At 58.4% G+C, this 16696-nt stretch carries 16 protein-coding genes; 10 read left to right on the top strand and 6 right to left on the bottom strand.

The window, feature by feature from the left end; translation table 11 throughout:
• Positions 1 to 44: 44 nt before the first annotated feature.
• From QZ487_RS06610 to QZ487_RS06595, 4 genes are all read left to right on the top strand, one after another.
• A complete protein-coding gene (locus tag QZ487_RS06610) occupies positions 45 to 593 on the top strand; it encodes a DUF1285 domain-containing protein (protein ID WP_296023856.1) in 549 nt (182 codons plus the stop codon).
• Entirely contained in the window at positions 590 to 1198 is a 609-nt protein-coding gene (locus QZ487_RS06605; protein WP_285974869.1) for a CoA pyrophosphatase, read from the top strand. Before QZ487_RS06610 ends, QZ487_RS06605 begins: the two co-directional genes overlap by 4 nt.
• A complete protein-coding gene (locus QZ487_RS06600; RefSeq protein WP_296023855.1) occupies positions 1188 to 2363 on the top strand; it encodes a CCA tRNA nucleotidyltransferase in 1176 nt (391 codons plus the stop codon). Before QZ487_RS06605 ends, QZ487_RS06600 begins: the two co-directional genes overlap by 11 nt.
• A 236-nt stretch (positions 2364 to 2599) precedes the next feature.
• Positions 2600 to 3148: a hypothetical protein gene (locus tag QZ487_RS06595; RefSeq protein WP_285974867.1), complete on the top strand. Its 549-nt coding sequence runs from the start codon at positions 2600 to 2602 to the stop codon at positions 3146 to 3148.
• Positions 3149 to 3227: 79 nt separating this feature from the next.
• Here the strand turns inward: QZ487_RS06595 and parC are convergent, their stop codons facing one another.
• From parC to QZ487_RS06575, 4 genes are all read right to left on the bottom strand, one after another.
• The gene (gene parC / locus QZ487_RS06590) at positions 3228 to 5561 is read right to left on the bottom strand and encodes a DNA topoisomerase IV subunit A (protein WP_296023854.1); all 2334 of its coding nucleotides are present in this window, start codon (positions 5559 to 5561) and stop codon (positions 3228 to 3230) included.
• 95 nt (positions 5562 to 5656) lie between these two features.
• Positions 5657 to 5932, bottom strand: coding sequence for a 2Fe-2S iron-sulfur cluster-binding protein (locus QZ487_RS06585; RefSeq protein WP_285976970.1), 276 nt, complete (start codon positions 5930 to 5932; stop codon positions 5657 to 5659).
• 56 nt (positions 5933 to 5988) lie between these two features.
• A complete protein-coding gene (locus QZ487_RS06580; RefSeq protein WP_296023853.1) occupies positions 5989 to 7065 on the bottom strand; it encodes a cysteine desulfurase family protein in 1077 nt (358 codons plus the stop codon).
• Positions 7062 to 8141: an aminotransferase class V-fold PLP-dependent enzyme gene (locus QZ487_RS06575; RefSeq protein ID WP_296023852.1), complete on the bottom strand. Its 1080-nt coding sequence runs from the start codon at positions 8139 to 8141 to the stop codon at positions 7062 to 7064. The genes QZ487_RS06580 and QZ487_RS06575 overlap by 4 nt, the downstream gene beginning before the upstream one ends.
• Positions 8142 to 8171: 30 nt before the next feature.
• On the opposite strand from QZ487_RS06575, the gene QZ487_RS06570 reads away from it, so the two are divergent.
• Both QZ487_RS06570 and QZ487_RS06565 read left to right on the top strand, forming a co-directional pair.
• Positions 8172 to 8828, top strand: a complete 657-nt coding sequence (locus QZ487_RS06570) for an alpha/beta hydrolase (RefSeq protein ID WP_285974863.1) — start codon at positions 8172 to 8174, stop codon at positions 8826 to 8828.
• Positions 8829 to 9035: 207 nt separating this feature from the next.
• A complete protein-coding gene (locus QZ487_RS06565; RefSeq protein WP_296023851.1) occupies positions 9036 to 9704 on the top strand; it encodes an energy transducer TonB in 669 nt (222 codons plus the stop codon).
• 6 nt (positions 9705 to 9710) lie between these two features.
• Here the strand turns inward: QZ487_RS06565 and QZ487_RS06560 are convergent, their stop codons facing one another.
• The gene (locus QZ487_RS06560) at positions 9711 to 9920 is read right to left on the bottom strand and encodes a hypothetical protein (RefSeq protein ID WP_296023850.1); all 210 of its coding nucleotides are present in this window, start codon (positions 9918 to 9920) and stop codon (positions 9711 to 9713) included.
• A 96-nt stretch (positions 9921 to 10016) separates the two neighbouring features.
• Between QZ487_RS06560 and QZ487_RS06555 the strand changes: the two genes are divergently transcribed.
• Positions 10017 to 11870, top strand: coding sequence for a DUF885 family protein (locus QZ487_RS06555; RefSeq protein WP_296023849.1), 1854 nt, complete (start codon positions 10017 to 10019; stop codon positions 11868 to 11870).
• Between the two features lie 211 nt (positions 11871 to 12081).
• Here QZ487_RS06555 and QZ487_RS06550 read toward each other — a convergent pair whose 3' ends face one another.
• Entirely contained in the window at positions 12082 to 13686 is a 1605-nt protein-coding gene (locus tag QZ487_RS06550) for a phosphoenolpyruvate carboxykinase (RefSeq protein ID WP_296023848.1), read from the bottom strand.
• Between the two features lie 263 nt (positions 13687 to 13949).
• Between QZ487_RS06550 and QZ487_RS06545 the strand changes: the two genes are divergently transcribed.
• Genes QZ487_RS06545 through QZ487_RS06535 form a run of 3 tightly spaced genes read left to right on the top strand, consistent with a single transcriptional unit; the run spans position 13950 to position 16688 of the window.
• Positions 13950 to 14702, top strand: a complete 753-nt coding sequence (locus QZ487_RS06545) for a response regulator transcription factor (RefSeq protein ID WP_296024122.1) — start codon at positions 13950 to 13952, stop codon at positions 14700 to 14702.
• Positions 14695 to 16263 (top strand): ATP-binding protein, encoded by a 1569-nt coding sequence (locus QZ487_RS06540; RefSeq protein ID WP_285974858.1) that lies wholly within the window; start codon positions 14695 to 14697, stop codon positions 16261 to 16263. Before QZ487_RS06545 ends, QZ487_RS06540 begins: the two co-directional genes overlap by 8 nt.
• Positions 16260 to 16688 (top strand): HPr kinase/phosphorylase, encoded by a 429-nt coding sequence (locus QZ487_RS06535; protein ID WP_285974857.1) that lies wholly within the window; start codon positions 16260 to 16262, stop codon positions 16686 to 16688. Before QZ487_RS06540 ends, QZ487_RS06535 begins: the two co-directional genes overlap by 4 nt.
• The last annotated feature ends 8 nt before the right edge of the window (positions 16689 to 16696 follow it).

The following is a 16696-nucleotide window of genomic DNA, read 5'->3' as shown; positions in this document are numbered from 1 at the left end:
GCCATTGAACACCGACACTCATTCTGGCAACGCTTCGAATAGCAATGCCTTACGAACCACCACCGCACCTTGCTGAATTGTCCTTGGCGCAGATCGCCGAGCAAGTCGCCGCGCGAAAATTGCCGCCAGTGGAAAGCTGGAACCCGCAAGCTATCACAGACAGCTTCATGCGGATTGCTGCTGACGGAACCTGGTTTCACCAGGGTGATCCGATCAAACGCGAAGCCATGGTTAGGGCGTTTGCAGGACTATTGACGCGCGATGAGGCCGGAAACCACTGGCTGGTCACACCCTTCGAAAAATCCTCCATCGACGTCGAAGACGCAGCATTCATTGCGGTCGATGTGGCGCGCCGCGATGATGGCTTGGCCTTCCGTCTCAATACGGATGAGTTGGTAATAGCGGGGCCGGACAACCGCTTGCGTGCAGCAGGGGACGCAGAGACGCCCGCGCTTTATCTGCACGTCCGGCGCGGTTGCGAAGCGCGGCTCAACCGCAGCACCTATCAGCAATTGGCGGACATCGCGCTTGCAGAAAGCGATGACTGGACGATCACAAGCATGGGCGAGACATTCTCGCTATTGCCGCGATGAGCGTGCTGTTCGACCGATTGAGCGCCGCGCTTGAGCGGGGGCACGCGCGCGATATTCCAGACCTTTTGAGCGACGAGCGTTTCGCGCAAGCCGGGCGCACGGCCAAGGCAGCCGTTTTGATCGCGGTGACTGATCGCCCCGAGCCGGGCGTGATCCTGACGCAGCGGCCACAGGATATGCGCGATCATCCTGGTCAAGTTGCGTTTCCGGGCGGAAAGATTGATCCGGGCGAGGATGCTGTCACCGCTGCGCTAAGGGAAGCAGAGGAGGAGCTGGCGCTGGATCGCAAGCATGTTCGGGTGATCGGCACAACCGATCGCTATCAGACCGGCACCGGTTTTGACGTGACGCCCGTGCTAGCGGTGGTCCCGCCCGGTCTCGAATTCACCCCCAGCCCGACCGAAGTCGAAGCCTGGTTCGAAGCTCCGCTGACATTGCTGCTCGATCAGAATGCCTGGGCAGAACATGAAGTGTTTTGGCGCGGGGCGATGCGCAACTATCTAGAAATGCATTACGAAGGTTTCAGAATCTGGGGTGTGACAGCGGCGATCATTGCCAATCTCGCACGCCGGCTGGATTTGCAGGAGCTCGACAATGTTCGCTGAGCTGTCCGATGCTGCGTGGACCAAACGCGAAGGGTTGCGCGCGCTGACCAATGCACTCGGTGCAGAGAATATCCGCTGGGTGGGCGGCGCTATTCGCGACAGTTTGTTGGGCACTGATGTAAATGACGTTGATTGTGCCACCAAGCTCTCGCCCGACGTTGTCATAGATCGTTGCAAGGACGTCGGCATCCGCACCGTTCCCACAGGGATTGAGCACGGCACCGTCACAGCAATTCTGCCAGACGGCCCGGTCGAGGTTACAACGTTGCGGCGCGATGTCTCTACGGACGGGCGACGTGCCACTGTAGCTTTTGCACAGGATTGGCCGGAAGATGCCGCGCGGCGTGATTTCACCATCAACGCGCTATACGCTCACCCTGATACTCTCGAAATTTCGGACTACTTTGGCGGACTGGAAGATCTCGAAGCGCGAACAGTGCGGTTCATCGGTGATGCAAGGCAGCGCATTCGCGAGGACCATTTGCGGATCCTGCGTTATTTCCGCTTTCAGGCGCGGTTTGGCGCGGAGCTAGATGACGAGGCAGAAGCCGCATGCGCTGAACTTGCCTCTACGCTCAAGGGGCTCAGCCGTGAACGGATCGCTGCTGAGCTGACTGCGTTCCTCTCTTTGCCTAAACCGCATCCAACTGTCGCGCGGATGCGAAAACTTGGTGTCTTGCAGGAAGTGCTACCCGAAGCTTGTCCGCAACACATCGAGTTGCTGTGCGCTGTTATCAAGGCAGAGCAGGCGCAAGCCGTTGCGCCTGCTGCCATGCGGCGAATGGCCGCGCTCTTGCCGCCAATTAGCGACGTGGCCAATGCTGTGGCTTCGCGTTTGCACTTGTCGCGTGCGCAACGCGCGCACTTGGTTGCTGTCGCTGATCGCAAGCCGGATGATCTGGTTGATCCGCGCGCGCTCGCTTATCGCGAGAGCATCGACATCGCGATCGACCGCGTGCTTCTGCAAGCTGGCGACGCATCGCCGCTGATCGACTGGGATGTGCCGCAATTGCCGTTGAAGGGCGGCGAGATTGTGGAACGCGGTATCACCGCCGGCCCACGCGTTGCGGCCACTTTGCGCGCGGTCGAAACTGCATGGGTAGCAGAGGGATTTCCGCCGCGCGAACGTGTGCTGGAGCTGCTTGATCGGGAACTTGCCCGCTAGTTCTACATTCCTTCAGCACAGCTTCATTCTTGCGGTTGTATCCGGGCACCGGTTGCATTGCCCTTTACCTTATGGCTATAGGGCGCGCCCGCATCGGCTTTTTTTCCTCATTTCTTGAGGCTGCCGCTTGGGACACTGGTTTTCCGGTCTTCCTTGAATTGGCTTGCACAGTCGTACTCGCTGCGTGTGGCGCAATTGCGCCGCGTCGCTGGAAACAAATTAAACGGAGAAAATTCATGAAGTTTGCAAAGCTCGCCATCCTGGCCACCGCACTGGCGGCGACCCCGATTGCAGCAAGCGCGCAGGATGTTGGCGCGACCGTTTACGGAAATGACGGAAATCCTATCGGCACGATCGATAGCAATGACGGCACCAACGCTGTTGTAAACACTGGCAAATACACTGCAGCGCTGCCGGTGTCAGCTTTTGGCACCAGCGAGAATGGCCCGACGCTGAACATCACCAAGGCACAGATTGAAGAGCAGCTCGCAGCCGCTCAGGCGCAACAGGAAGCAGCCATGGCAGAAGCACAGGCGGCAGCCGAGGCAGAAGCCGCAGCCGCACTGGCAGCAGCACTCGTGGTTGGCGCGCCTGTCATCACCGCTGACCAACAGGCGCTTGGCATGGTTGAAGAGATTGCAGGCGAAAACGTGATCATCAAGTCTGAGGAAGATTCGCTGATCACTTTGCCGCTGAACCTGCTGGCTGCGAATCCGGAAGGCGGCTTGTTCGCGCTGGCGAACTTCGACGACATCATGGCTGCGGTCCAGGCTGTCGGTGGCTAAGCACTAGCGAGTTACTCGCCGCTTAAGTGAATAGGGGGTCGTGGGTGCAATCGCACTCGCGGCCCTTTGCATATCCGGATCAGGCTTCTTTCTCAGCCCTCTCGAGCCTATCCGGCAAAATGCCGAAGCGGTTGTCTTTCGGGAAGCCCTGCGGCGGCAAGCGCCCGGCCGCACCGCGCGCAACCTTCCATTGCCAAATGTCGGTTTCGGTCCGGGTGCGATCACCCTTCCCGCCCATCTGCCAGCTCAATCCATCCGCCAATACGAACGTTGTCGCATCGGACAATCCGCCATCGCGATAGCGTTGCAGCATTACGCCTTGCCCGCGCGCCATGACCGGCATTTCCTCCAGATTGAAAACCACCAGCTTGCGGTTGTCGCCCACGCAGGCGACATGATCATGCCCCTCCGGGATCGCGCGCATCACCTGTAGCTGCGCACCGCCTTTCAAATTGACCACCTGACGGCCCTTGCGGGTCTCGGCCAGCAGTTCAGCTTCTTCCGCGACAAAGCCCTTGCCGATGCTGGAGGCCAGAAGCAGCCGACCCTTGGGATTATGCACCAACATGCCTGCAATGCCTGTATCGGCCTCGAGATCAACCATCGACTGGACAGGTTCGCCAAAGCCGCGCGCACCCGGCAATTTGTCTGCGCCCAGAGTGTAGAAACGCCCGTTTTCCGCCGCGATCAGAATTTTGTCGGTCGTTTGCGCATGGACGATGAAAGCCAGCTCATCGCCTTCCTTGTATTTGAATTCCTGATCGAGCGGCACGTGTCCCTTGGCCGCGCGGATCCAGCCCTTCTTTGACAGGATGATAGTGACCGGTTCCTTCTCGATCATCGCATCCATGCTGAATTCCACCGCCGGTTCCGCCTCTTCGATCTTGGTCCGGCGCGCGCCCAGCTTGGTTTCAGGCCCGTATTCTTTGAGCAAAGCCTTCAGATCGCGTTTCAGCCTGGTGCGTTGGCGCGCGGGCGAGCCAAGCAGAGTTTCCAGCTCTTCCTGCTCTGCCAGCAATTCGTCCTTCTCATTGCGCAGCTGCATTTCTTCCAGCTTGCGCAAACTGCGCAGCCGCATGTTGAGGATGGCTTCCGCTTGGCGATCCGTCAGCTTGAATTCCGCCATCATCACGGATTTCGGATCATCTTCGTAACGGATGATCTCGATCACCCGGTCGAGGTTGAGGAAAGCGATGATATAGCCTTCGACCAGCTCCAGCCGCCGCGCGATCTGATCCAGCCGGTGCTGGCTGCGGCGCTGCAGGATGTCGATCTGGCTCGCAACCCAGTTCTGCAACAGCTCTTTCAGTCCCATGACCATCGGCGTGCGATTGGCATCGAGCACGTTGAGGTTGAGGCCAAAACGGGTTTCGAGATCGGTCAGCTTGAAGACCGATTCCTTGAGCAGTTCGAGGTCAACATTGCGGCTGCGCGGGACCAGTACAATCCGGATCTGCTCGTCAGATTCGTCGCGCACATCGTCTAGGATCGGCAGCTTCTTGTCAGCAATCGCTTGCGCGATCTGCTCGATCAGCTTGCCCTTCTGCACCTGATACGGGATTTGAGAGATAACCAGCTGCCATTGCCCGCCGCCCAGGCGTTCAATCCCCGCTTCGCGATCTTCGGCCTTGTCCGCCTCGGCCGCATGGAACACGCCGCGCACGCGAAAGCTACCACGCCCTGTTTCATAGGCATGCGCAATCGCTTCGTGGCTGTCGATGATCTGGCCGCCAGTGGCAAAATCCGGCCCCTGAAACAGCTCCATCAATCGCGCATGCTCAACATGCGGATTATCAATGAGCTCCAAAGTGGCGTCGATCACTTCTGCGACATTGTGCGACGGGATGTTAGTCGCCATGCCAACCGCAATGCCGCTCGAACCGTTCGCGAGCAGATTGGGGAACAGGCCGGGGAAAATCTCCGGCTCCTGCTCTTCACCATTATAGGTCGGGATGAAATCGACTGTGCCTTCGTCGAGGCCAGCCATCAATTGCAGCGCGGTCTTGGTCAGGCGCGCTTCGGTGTAGCGATAAGCGGCGGCATTATCGCCGTCGATATTGCCGAAGTTCCCCTGCCCCTCGACCAGCGGATAGCGCAGCGCAAAATCCTGAGCCAAGCGAACCATCGCGTCATAGACACTGGCATCACCATGCGGGTGGTATTTACCGATCACGTCACCCACAACGCGGGCGGACTTCTTGAATGCGGAATTGGGATCAAGCTTCAACTGCCGCATCGCCCACAGCAAGCGGCGGTGGACGGGCTTTAACCCGTCGCGCAGGTCGGGCAGCGAGCGCGCGGTAATCGTCGAGAGCGCATAAACGAGATAGCGCTCTTCCAGCGCGGAATCGAACGGCGCATCGACAATCGCGTCAAACGGATCGGAATCGGGAATTTCGGTAACGTCAGCCATCACTCACGCGCTTAGCAACGCGCGCCGGATAGGGGGAGAGGCGTTTCCACAGGAATGAACTGAATGTCAGGAGATGGGGTCGTTAGCGGACGTAACTACATCCGTCGCATATCATGCGCTTCGGCGGGTACAGTGACGCTGAGCCCGTCGAGCTCTTGGGTCAAATCGATCTGGCAGGAAAGGCGGCTCGTGCGGCGCACTCCGGCGGCGAAATCGAGCATGTCTTCCTCTTCTTCGCTCGCTTCGGCAAGCTTATCGAACCATTCCGCATCAACAATGACATGGCAGGTCGAGCAAGCCATCTGGCCTTCGCATGTGCCCTCCAGCGGCAGGCCCAGCGCCTGCCCCACTTCGAGCAGTGATTGGCCCACTTCACCCTCGCCTTCGGTGACATTGCCCTGTGTGTCCGAAAAACGGACTTTGATACTCACAGCCCTTGCTCCTTCGCCGCAACGTTGATCTTATTCGCCGCGATTTCAATCTCTTCCAGCGTGGTATAGCGCCCGAAACCCAGCCGGATAGAGGATTTCGCTTCAGCGTCTGACAGTCCGATCGCTTTCAATACATGGCTGGGGCGGCCCGATCCGCTCGCACAGGCAGAGCCCGCGCTGAACATAACATCGCGCACGTCAGACATAAGCCGGGCAACATCAAGCCCGTCTCTGCGAATATTGAGATTGCCGTGCCAGCGCGCCTCCGCACTGCCATTGAGCGTCCAGTCCGCGAACAACTCTCGCGCACGTACCCATAGTGCTTCCACATGTGCCGCGTCCTCTGCCATGCGTTCATTTGCGAGCTCTGCCGCTGCACCAAAACCAGCGATCAGCGCGGGCGATAATGTGCCAGAACGAAGCCCATACTCTTGCCCGCCGCCGGTCTGCATTTCGTTGAGCTCAACCCCGTCACGCACCCACAGCGCGCCGATGCCCTTGGGCCCGTGAAGCTTGTGCGCGCTAACCGCGATCATGTCCGCTCCGGTGACTTCCACTTTGCCGTACGCCTGCACAGCATCGCAGAGATAGAGTGCGTTCGCCTCCTTGGCTCTGCGATGCCACTCAACCGTCGGCTGGATCACGCCGATCTCATTGTTGATCTGCATCACCGCGATCAGCCGCGTGTTGGGCGGCAAATCCTGCGACGCGTCACACTGGCCGTCGTGGCCGACATTAAGGATGTGCGACTTGCCCGCAGCTTGCGCTGTATCGCCGACGGCGGAGTGCTCGATCGCGGAATAGGATACGCTGCCACCATTACCAGAGCCGCGGATCGCCAGGTTAAGCGCCTCCGTGGCGCCGCCGGTGAAGATTACTTTGCCGCCCGGAGGAAAAAGCGCCGCGATCTTGTCCCGCGCGGCTTCGATTGCGGCCGCCGCCATCCGGCCCATGCGGTGCGCGCTATGCGGATTGCCGAAACCGGTACCATCCGGCCCATCGAGCCAGCGCAGCATGGCATCGCGAGTCTCTGGCGCAAGCGGGTTCGTGGCCTGATAATCGAGATAGATCATGTGAGCGACTTCCAAGCTTTGGCAAACTTGGCCAAGTCGTCCAGCGTCGTGTTCCAGCCGATGCTGACCCGGATTGTCCGCGCCGCAACCTCATCGGATACGCCAAAGGCATCAAGCACGCGGCTTTTTTTGAGCGTTCCGGATGAACACGCGCTCCCCGCCGACACCGCATACCCCATCGCATCGAGACGGATCAGAAGCGCTTGGGCAGATATTGAGGGATGCGTCACCGCGAAAATATAATCATTCTGTTCACCAAAGCGGAGCACTTCCTTGCCCAGCTCCTCGGCAAACTTCACGCGATCTGCCGCCGTCGTTTGCCAATCACCCGCCTCTAGCGCCGCGGCCATTCCCAATGCCGCAGGCATGTTTTCTGTACCTTGCCGATATCCACGTTCATGTCCGCCAACGGGCTCCAACAAATTGTAATCCCGGACCAGCAGAGCACCGATACCAATCGGCCCACCAAACTTATGCGCAGAAACGACAATCATGTCAGCATCTGGAAGCGCGAGCTTACCCGCGCTCTGCGCGCAATCGGACAGCACGATCGCGCCCGTTTTTCGCACCGTCTCAACCATTTGATCGACGGGATTAATCACTCCGGTTTCAGAGTTCACGTGCTGGATCGTTAGGATGCAATTCTCATCAAAAATTGTGTTGTCTGAGATTTGTTCCGCATCGGGAGCAGCCCGGAACACAGCGTCGTGCTCCACAACGCTGACGATCCGGCGATCGACCTTCGCGCGGTTAAGCGCGATCCACAGCGCCTCGCTCGCGCCGCTCGTGAAAATCACCTCGCCACCCCAGCCGAGCGCGCGCTTGATCCGCTCGCGCGCATCCTCCAGCGCGGCCTTGGCCTTGCGCCCTTCGGCATGCGGAGAAGAGGGGTTTGCCCAGATGCGAAAGCCCTCTTCCATTGCCGCTTTTGCTTCGGGGCGCAGCGGGCTGGTCGCGGCGTGATCGAGATAGATGCGTTCGGGAATGGGACGAGTGCTTTCTTGCTGGCCAATTTCATTGCGATTTGCGCAATAAACCCTATATAGCGCGCGACTGCGCATGTGCCACCCGGCCAATGCGCCAACTCTTTTCTGGCAGGTTTCCCGATGCCCTCAGTCATCTTTCCCGGCCCCGAAGGCCGTCTTGAAGGTCGTTTCTCTCCACCACCGCGCCCGCGTGCACCGGTCGCAATGATTCTGCATCCGCACCCCGAAGGTGGCGGCACAATGAACGATCGCATTGTGCAGCGGATGTACAAGACCTTCAGCGATCGCGGCTTTGCAACGCTGCGCTTCAACTTTCGCGGTGTCGGCCGCAGTCAGGGCAGCTTTGACAACGGTATTGGCGAACTCAGCGATGCAGCATCTGCGCTCGATTGGGTTCAGTCGATCCACCCAGAGGCGCAAACCACTTGGGTTGCCGGTTACAGCTTCGGCGCTTTGATCGGCATGCAGTTGCTGATGCGCCGCCCCGAAGTGCGCGGATTCATCTCGGTCGCACCGCCCGCTAACATGTATGACTTCAGCTTCCTTGCGCCCTGCCCGGCTTCGGGCATCTTCATTCAAGGTGCCGCGGACACGGTGGTGCAACCGACCGCCGTGCAGAAGCTGGTCGATAAGTTGCGCACGCAAAAGCACATCACGATCCATCATGAAGAGATCCCGCGCGCCAACCACTTCTTCGAGAACGAAATCGAAGATCTGATGGGCTCAGTCGATAATTATCTCGACTTCCGACTCGATCCGGACTGTCCGATCAAGTGATGACGTAAGCGGCGCAGAGTTCTGCGTCGACGCGCACAGTTCATCTGTTAATCAAACACTTAATTGTGCGAACGCGCGCGTAAATGAACATGCCTTGCATCAATTTATGTTATGTTGTAACATTTTATTTGTGGCGCCGCTTGCAGGTCCATAAATGGCAGAAAAGCCCCGATGCGGCCCCGCTTTGGAAAGAGAGGAGCCGAAAACATGGCATTTGCAGATCAGAAGAGCCTGAAGGAAAGCAGCGCTGGCATGGCAGGCGCGATAATCCTGCCCGCAGCGCTGGGCGCAATTTTTATCTCGGGATTGGCGGTAAAAGACATCATCCTGCCGCCAAAGCATAAGCCCATTAAAGGCATAACGGTCAAACTTCCGCCCCCACCACCGCCAGAGGAAATCGTCGAACCCAAACCGCAGCAAGACACAGCTTCCACTCAATTGGTGGCGCCGGAACGCCCGATTGAAATCCCGACTTCGGACTGGACAGTGAAGCCAATTGAACAATTGCCCCCGATCGGTGGCGAGGTAATCCCCTTCGCCTTGCCGCCGATTGACACCGGCCCAGGCTTCGGCTCGATCAAGCCGGCGGTCGCCACGCCGCGCAATGATCCGGGCCGTTGGGTGACGGAGAGCGACTATCGAACCGTCTGGATCAATCGCGATTGGACCGGCACTGCGCGTTTCTCGCTTGAGATCAATGCAAGCGGGCGCGTCACAGGCTGTGAGATCACGCGCTCAACCGGGCATAATACGTTGGACAATGCGACATGCCAGCTGATCGCCAAACGTGCTCGATTTAGGCCTGCGACCGATGCAAGCGGCCAAGCCGTCGCCAGCACTTATTCCAATGCAATCTCTTGGGAGCTACCCGACTAACTTCGATCACTCACCAGTGATCTGCTGCACCTGATCAAGCGGAGCCTCTCCGCTTGATCCGGGCAGCGTCCAGATCAACACATTCACCACTGCAATCACCGCAAGCAGAAGCATCAACAGCGGCTGCTTGAGCGGTGCGCCTTTACGCCAAAGCAGATACGCACCAACGACCAGCGCGCCCGCAGCCAACATGATGATCGAAAATACCGCATTCATGGCGTGAAACTCCTTGTATGGTCCGTTAGACGATTTGCACCCGGTAGCAAACGGGGCAAGATTGACACGGGCTTTCGCCTCGCTAACACCGACCGCATGATCAAAAGCTCCATTTCGCTCACACGTCGCCAGACCCTCGCCGGGCTTGGCGCGACGACCGCACTTACTTTGTCTGGCTGCGCCGCGATCCCGCGTCCAGAGGGGATTGCGCAGGCTCAAACGATCGGTGCTGAGCGTTTGCTCGAGGTGGTGGCGTATAATCTGCTCCATCACGAGCCGAGCCGCGCAACGACGCTCGGCGTTGATACCGGTCGCTATGCCTATCTTCGCGGAAAGCTTGAGGATCAATCGCCAGAAGGCCAGCAAGCCTATGCCAGTACTTTGCGTGAAGACCTGGCGCGGGTGCGGGCGTTTCCGAAGGATGGCCTCGACAGCACCAACCGCACCAATCTGGAAGTGGTCGAAAGTGCATATGAGCTCGCCCTCGACGGCTTTGCCCTGCCCTATGGCGATACGCCCGTCGGCAGCTGGCGCACCGCACCCTATGTGGTGATCCAGAATGTCGGTTCTTACATCGGCGCGCCGCGTTTCATGCAGTCAGACACGCCGATGGGAGATAGCGACGATGCCGACGCTTACATCGAACGGATGCAGCAGCTTCCCACTGCGTTCGACGGGGAACTGGCGCGGATCAAAGCGGCGCGCGCGATGGGCGTTGTTCCGCCCGATTTCCTGCTCGACAAGGCCATCAACCAGATGGAGCAAAGCATCGCCAGCGCCGGCAAAGGCGAACTGTTCGCGGAACCTCTGCGTGCAAGATTGCGTGAGGCCGGTATGCCGGAAAGTCATGCGAACCTGGCGAGCAGGCTGGAAACCGGCCCGATCGCTGAAGCGCTAACCCGTCAGTTGGAAGAATTGCGCGTAGAGCGCGGAGTTGCGACTTCCGAACCCGGGATTTCCACCCGTCCACGTGGTGATGAATTTTACGCCTGGGCGCTTCGTTCAAGCACCACAACACGTATGACGCCCGATGAAATCCACCAGCAAGGTCTGGAAGAACTCGAAGCGCTTCATTCGCGGATGGACCCCATCTTGCGCGAGATCGGTTATACTGATGGTACTGTAGGCGAGCGTATGCAGGCGCTTGGTTCTGACCCGCGATATATGTTTGCAGAGGGGGATGCGGGGCGCGAGGAAATCTTCGAATTCATCTGGGACCGGATCAACTGGATCAAGAGCCAAATGCCGCGCGCCTTCAACACGCTGGTCGATCCCAATCTGGAGGTCACCCGAATTCCCATCGCGGAAGAAGCCGGCGCACCGGGCGCCTACGGCGGCGCTGGTAGCAAGGACGGCACCATTCCCGGACGCTTCTGGATCAATCTGCGCAGCACAGACCTGCACCGTAAGTATGATCTGGCTGACCTGACCTATCACGAGGCCATTCCCGGCCACGTATGGGAAGGCGAATATTCCAACCGCTTGCCCTTGATCCGCTCGATCCTCGCCTTCAACCCGTTCAGCGAAGGTTGGGCATTGTACGGCGAGCAATTGGCCGACGAGCTTGGCGCTTATGACGATTTCAAGGTTGGGCGTTTGGGCTATCTGCAATCGCTCGCGTTTCGTGCTTGCCGTATGGTGGTCGACACCGGGCTGCACTCCAAGGGCTGGAGCCGCGAACGTGCAGTCAATTTCTTTGTTGAACGCAATGGCTCCAAACCGATCGAAGTGAGCGGCGAGGTTGACCGCTATTGCAGCTGGCCGGGCCAGGCGACGGGATACAAGCTTGGCCATAGCCGGATTGTCGATCTGCGCAGCCGCGCCGAGGCTGAGCTGGGCGCAGCGTATGACTTCAAGGCATTCAACGATGCTGTGGTGCTGGGCGGCAACGCTCCGCTCAACGTGCTGGAAGCGAATGTAGAGCGGTATATTGCCAGCGCCTCAAAATAGTCCAGATTATTGCTCTAGCCACACATGGCAATGATGCAGGAATTAACACTGGCGGTAACTACACCGTTGGACATGCTCATGACTTCTCACCACATTGGAGTAAAGTTTGAGTGATAACCGAAGGTCTGTGACGCCTGCGGCCAAATAAACAAATGAAAAGGGCCCGCTCCCGAATGGGAACGAGGCCTTCCTCTCCTCTACGTTAATCTTGTCAGGCGGCAACAATGCTGCGCGGAGCAGCTTCGCGAACACCTTGATCAACGTGATCTGCAAACTGCGCAAAATTCTCAACGAACAGCTTCACCAGCTTCTCAGCGGTGCGGTCATACTCTTCCTTGTCGGTCCATGTGCCGCGCGGATCGAGGATCGCGGTGTCCACTCCCGGAACGGCAACCGGCACATCGAAGCCGAAATTCACGTCCCTGCGGAACTCGACATCATTCAAGCTTCCATCGAGCGCTGCATTAAGCAGTGCGCGCGTCGCTTTGATCGGCATACGATTGCCCACGCCATATTTGCCGCCGGTCCAGCCGGTGTTGACCAGCCAGCACGCAACGCCGCCCTTGGCGATGCGTTCTTTCAGAAGATTGCCGTAAACGCTCGGGTGGCGCGGCATGAACGGTGCCCCGAAACATGTGCTGAAGGTGGCTTCAGGCTCGGTCACGCCGATTTCTGTACCCGCTACCTTTGCGGTATAGCCCGACAGGAAGTGATACATGGCCTGATCGGGTGTAAGCCGGGCGATCGGAGGCAAAACGCCAAATGCATCAGCGGTCAGCATGATAACATTGCTGGGCACCGGTCCGAGATTGTGTTCCGAAGTGTTCGGAATAAATTCGATCGGGTAAGCACCGCGTGTATTTTCGGCGAGCGTATTGTCATCGAAATCGAGTTCGCGGGTCTGCGGATCCATCACGACATTTTCGAGCACTGTGCCAAACCGTCGTGTTGTTGCGTAGATCTCCGGTTCAGCCTCTTCAGACAGGCGGATCATCTTGGCATAGCAGCCCCCTTCAAAATTGAAGACCGCGGTGTCTGACCAGCCATGCTCGTCATCACCGATCAGCGTGCGGCTTGCGTCTGCAGAAAGCGTTGTTTTGCCAGTTCCGGACAATCCGAAGAAGACGGCAGTCTTGCCGTCTGCGCCGACATTGGCCGAACAGTGCATCGGCATCACACCCTTGGTCGGCAGCAGATAATTGAGAATGCCGAAGACACTCTTCTTCATCTCTCCGGCGTAGCGTGTGCCGCCGATCAGGATCAGTTTCTCACTAAGGTTCACAGCAATCACAGTTTCGCTGCGAGTGCCGTGGCGTTCCGGATCAGCGCGGAAGCTTGGCAGATCAATGATCGTGTATTCAGGCGCGAAGTCAGCCAGTTGATCCGCAGTCGGGCGAACCAGCATCGTGCGGATGAACAGATTGTGCCAAGCAAGCTCGTTGATCACACGCACATTTACGCGGTATTCCGGCTGTGAACCACCGAAAAGGTCCGCAACGAAAAGCTCGTCCTTCTCCTTGAGCGCAGCCAGAAAGTCTTCCTTCAGCGCGGCGAAATGCTCAGGCGTCATGCTGGCGTTGACTTTTCCCCACCAGACGCTGTCTTCAGTCTCTGCATCGCGAACGATGAATTTGTCTTTCGCGCTGCGACCTGTGTGCGGGCCGGTTTGCACAACCAGCGCGCCATGGCGCGACAGTTCGCCTTCGCCCCTGGCTAATGCTTGCTCGACCAGTTGCGGTGTGCCGAGGTTTGAGTGAATGCGAGAGGCGGTTTCAATGCCCTGGGCGGACAAGGGAACGGCAAGCGAAATGGACACGCGATTCTCCTGGATGCTTCCGGAACTGACCTGAGCTGCAATCAGGCCTGTGTTTTGCTTCAATGCGCCGTTGCATGCACGGGCCCATAGATGAGCTATGCATACGAATGTGCGGAATCGAGTTGTTCTCTAGTCTGGAGCTTAGGTGAGGTCAAACCACGAGCGCCATATAGCCACAATCTGTCCGATTCTTGCGACCATTCGTTGTTTCATTTCGCCGGACACGCTAATTGCGTATGGATAGCGCGATGAAAGGGCCAGAAATGGACAATTCTGCGGCCGAATCTGGCCAAACAAGCGAGAAATCTGTGATCGCGCTGGTCGACGACGACCGCAACATCCTGACGTCGGTTTCGATTGCGCTTCAAGCGGAAGGGTTCACCACTCGCGTTTATTCGGATGGCGAAACGGCCTTGAAGGCCTTGCTGGACAATCCGCCAGATCTGGCCGTGTTCGATATCAAGATGCCAAAGATGGACGGGCTGGAGTTGCTGCGCCGCGTTCGGCGCGAGTCTGCCCTGCCTGTCATATTCCTGACCAGCAAGGATGACGAGCGCGACGAGGAGATCGGGCTAGAGTTGGGCGCCGATGACTACATCGCCAAGCCATTCAGCTTGCGTCTTTTGCTGGCTCGCATCCGCGCAATTTTGCGACGCGCTGATCATATCAATGCGGGCGAACAAAGCGACCCAGGCAATTCCGATCAGCGGCAAACAGTCATTGCACGCGGACGTCTCTATATGGACCCGTCACGGCATCATGTAACATGGAACGAGCAGCCCGTTTCGCTGACTGTCACGGAGTTTCTGATCCTTGAAGCGCTTGCGGGCCGTCCCGGGGTCATCAAGAGCCGAAACCAACTCATGGATGCGGCATACCCGGATGATGTCTTCGTCGATGACCGAACAATCGACAGCCATATCAAGCGGATGCGCCGCAAGTTCCGCCAGGTCGACGACGATTTCAGCGCAATCGAAACGCTTTACGGTGCAGGGTATAGTTTCACAGATGGCTGATCCCGCGCGTCCATCAGCCTTGGCCCCGGCAATTGACCGGCTGGGCTGGAGTTCCCGCCTGTCGCTGACTTCGCGGATCCTGGCTGTGAACATTCTTCCTCTGCTCTTTTTGGGCGGCGGCATCTTTTACCTCGACACCTACCGTACCCAGCTCCTCAACGAGCGCTACAAGCTGGCGCGGATCGAAGCGCAGATCACCGCTGAAGCGCTCGCTGGTGCTTCGCGGACACGTCAGGAAGCCTTGCTCGTGCAGATCGGTAAAGAACAGCGCATGCGGCTCCGCATGTTCGATGCGGAAGGCTTGCTGTGGGCGGATAGTTTCGCGCTCGATGAACCCTCTTTCCAACTCGATCAGCCCGGCGATGAACCGCCCGGTGAGCGCTTCGCCCGCTGGCTTGATCGAGCCCTAGATACGATTGTCAGCGCTGAACCGGTGACTGACTATATCGAACCCGAATCGCAGCGTGCGGATGCTTGGCCAGAGGTTGTTCGCGCACGCGACGAAGGGGTGAGCCAGATCACGTTGTATGACTGGCTCGACGGAACACCAGTTATCACTGCTGCAGCGCCGGTGGGCTTGAATGGCGCCACGCTGTTGACCACCCGCAATGCGGTAGACATCACTGAGTCTGTTCGCGCGGCCCGTTCAACGCTTGGCCTGGCTGTGCTGCTCGTTCTGGTAGCTTCGATCCTGCTTTCGCTCTTTCTTGCGCGGACTATCGTCGCGCCGATCAGGTTGCTATCATCAGCGGCGGCAAAGGTACGCCAAGGCCGCGACCGCGAAGTAGAGGTGCCACGTCTACCGAATCGCCGCGATGAGATCGGCACACTCGCACGCTCCGTCTCTGATATGACGAGCGCATTGAGGCATCGCATCGATGCCGTCGACAGTTTTGCCGCCGACGTCGCGCACGAGATCAAGAACCCACTGGCGAGCCTGCGCAGCGCAATGGAATCTCTTCCCCGCGTGGAAGACCCGGAACTGCGCAACCAATTGCTCGCTGTCGCCACCCATGACGTGCGACGGATTGATCGCCTGGTTTCCGAGATTTCTGACGCCAGCCGGATCGATGCAGAAATGTCGCGGGCGAAGCGTGAACGCATCGATATGACGCAATTGATAAAGGCAATCGTCGGCTCACGCGAAACCCGCGCCGAGAACGCGGACCACCAGATCGAGATCACTAGCCGCGGTCATGCGGCAATCGTAACCGGAGTTGCGCCGCGCCTGGAACGCGTGATCGAAAACCTGCTCGACAATGCCGTATCATTCTCGCCAGTCGACGCGCCCATCCTTGTCGATATCAGCAATGATGGAGACTGTGTGGCAATTACGGTCTGTGATGCTGGGCCAGGCATTCCGGAAGATGAGAGAGAGAAAGTGTTCGAACGATTTCACTCGGTTCGGCCCGAGGCGGAAAGCTTTGGCAATCACTCTGGCCTCGGCCTTGCTATCGCACGCGCCATTGCAGAAGCTCATGACGGGCGGTTAATCGCAGAAAGCCGGCCCGACGGCGCAGACGGCGCCTTCATGCGTTTCGAGATGCCAGCGGCGCGATGAGCGATGGCAAAACTCTGATAGGCGTTAGCGCGGTTGCGATCGACGGTCGTGCCGTCCTGATTGAAGGCCCTCCGGGAAGTGGCAAGAGCAGCCTGGCGCTCGCATTGGTCGATCGCGGTGCAGTGCTGATCGGAGATGACGGCGTGTGTCTCGCAAACGGCAGCGACCAAGTGATAGCCAGACCTCCGCCAAACATTGAGGGGAAAATGGAGATCCGCGGCGTCGGTATTGTGAACCTGGAAACCACATCCGCGCCGCTTGCCTTGATTCTTTTGCTCGAGGCCGAAGGTTCAAGACTTCCCGAAATCCTTGAGCAGCGCGAAATATTCGACTGCATTGTCCCGGTTCTGCCCTTCCGTAGAGGCGATGCAATTCAAGCGACCCGCGCCGAATGGGCATTGCGCAAACATGGGCTTAGCTTCTAGCGTCGATC

This window comes from uncultured Altererythrobacter sp., assembly GCF_913057185.1.
Classification (GTDB): Bacteria; Pseudomonadota; Alphaproteobacteria; order Sphingomonadales; family Sphingomonadaceae; genus Erythrobacter; species Erythrobacter rubellus.
This window is presented reverse-complemented; position numbering and strand designations above follow the sequence as displayed.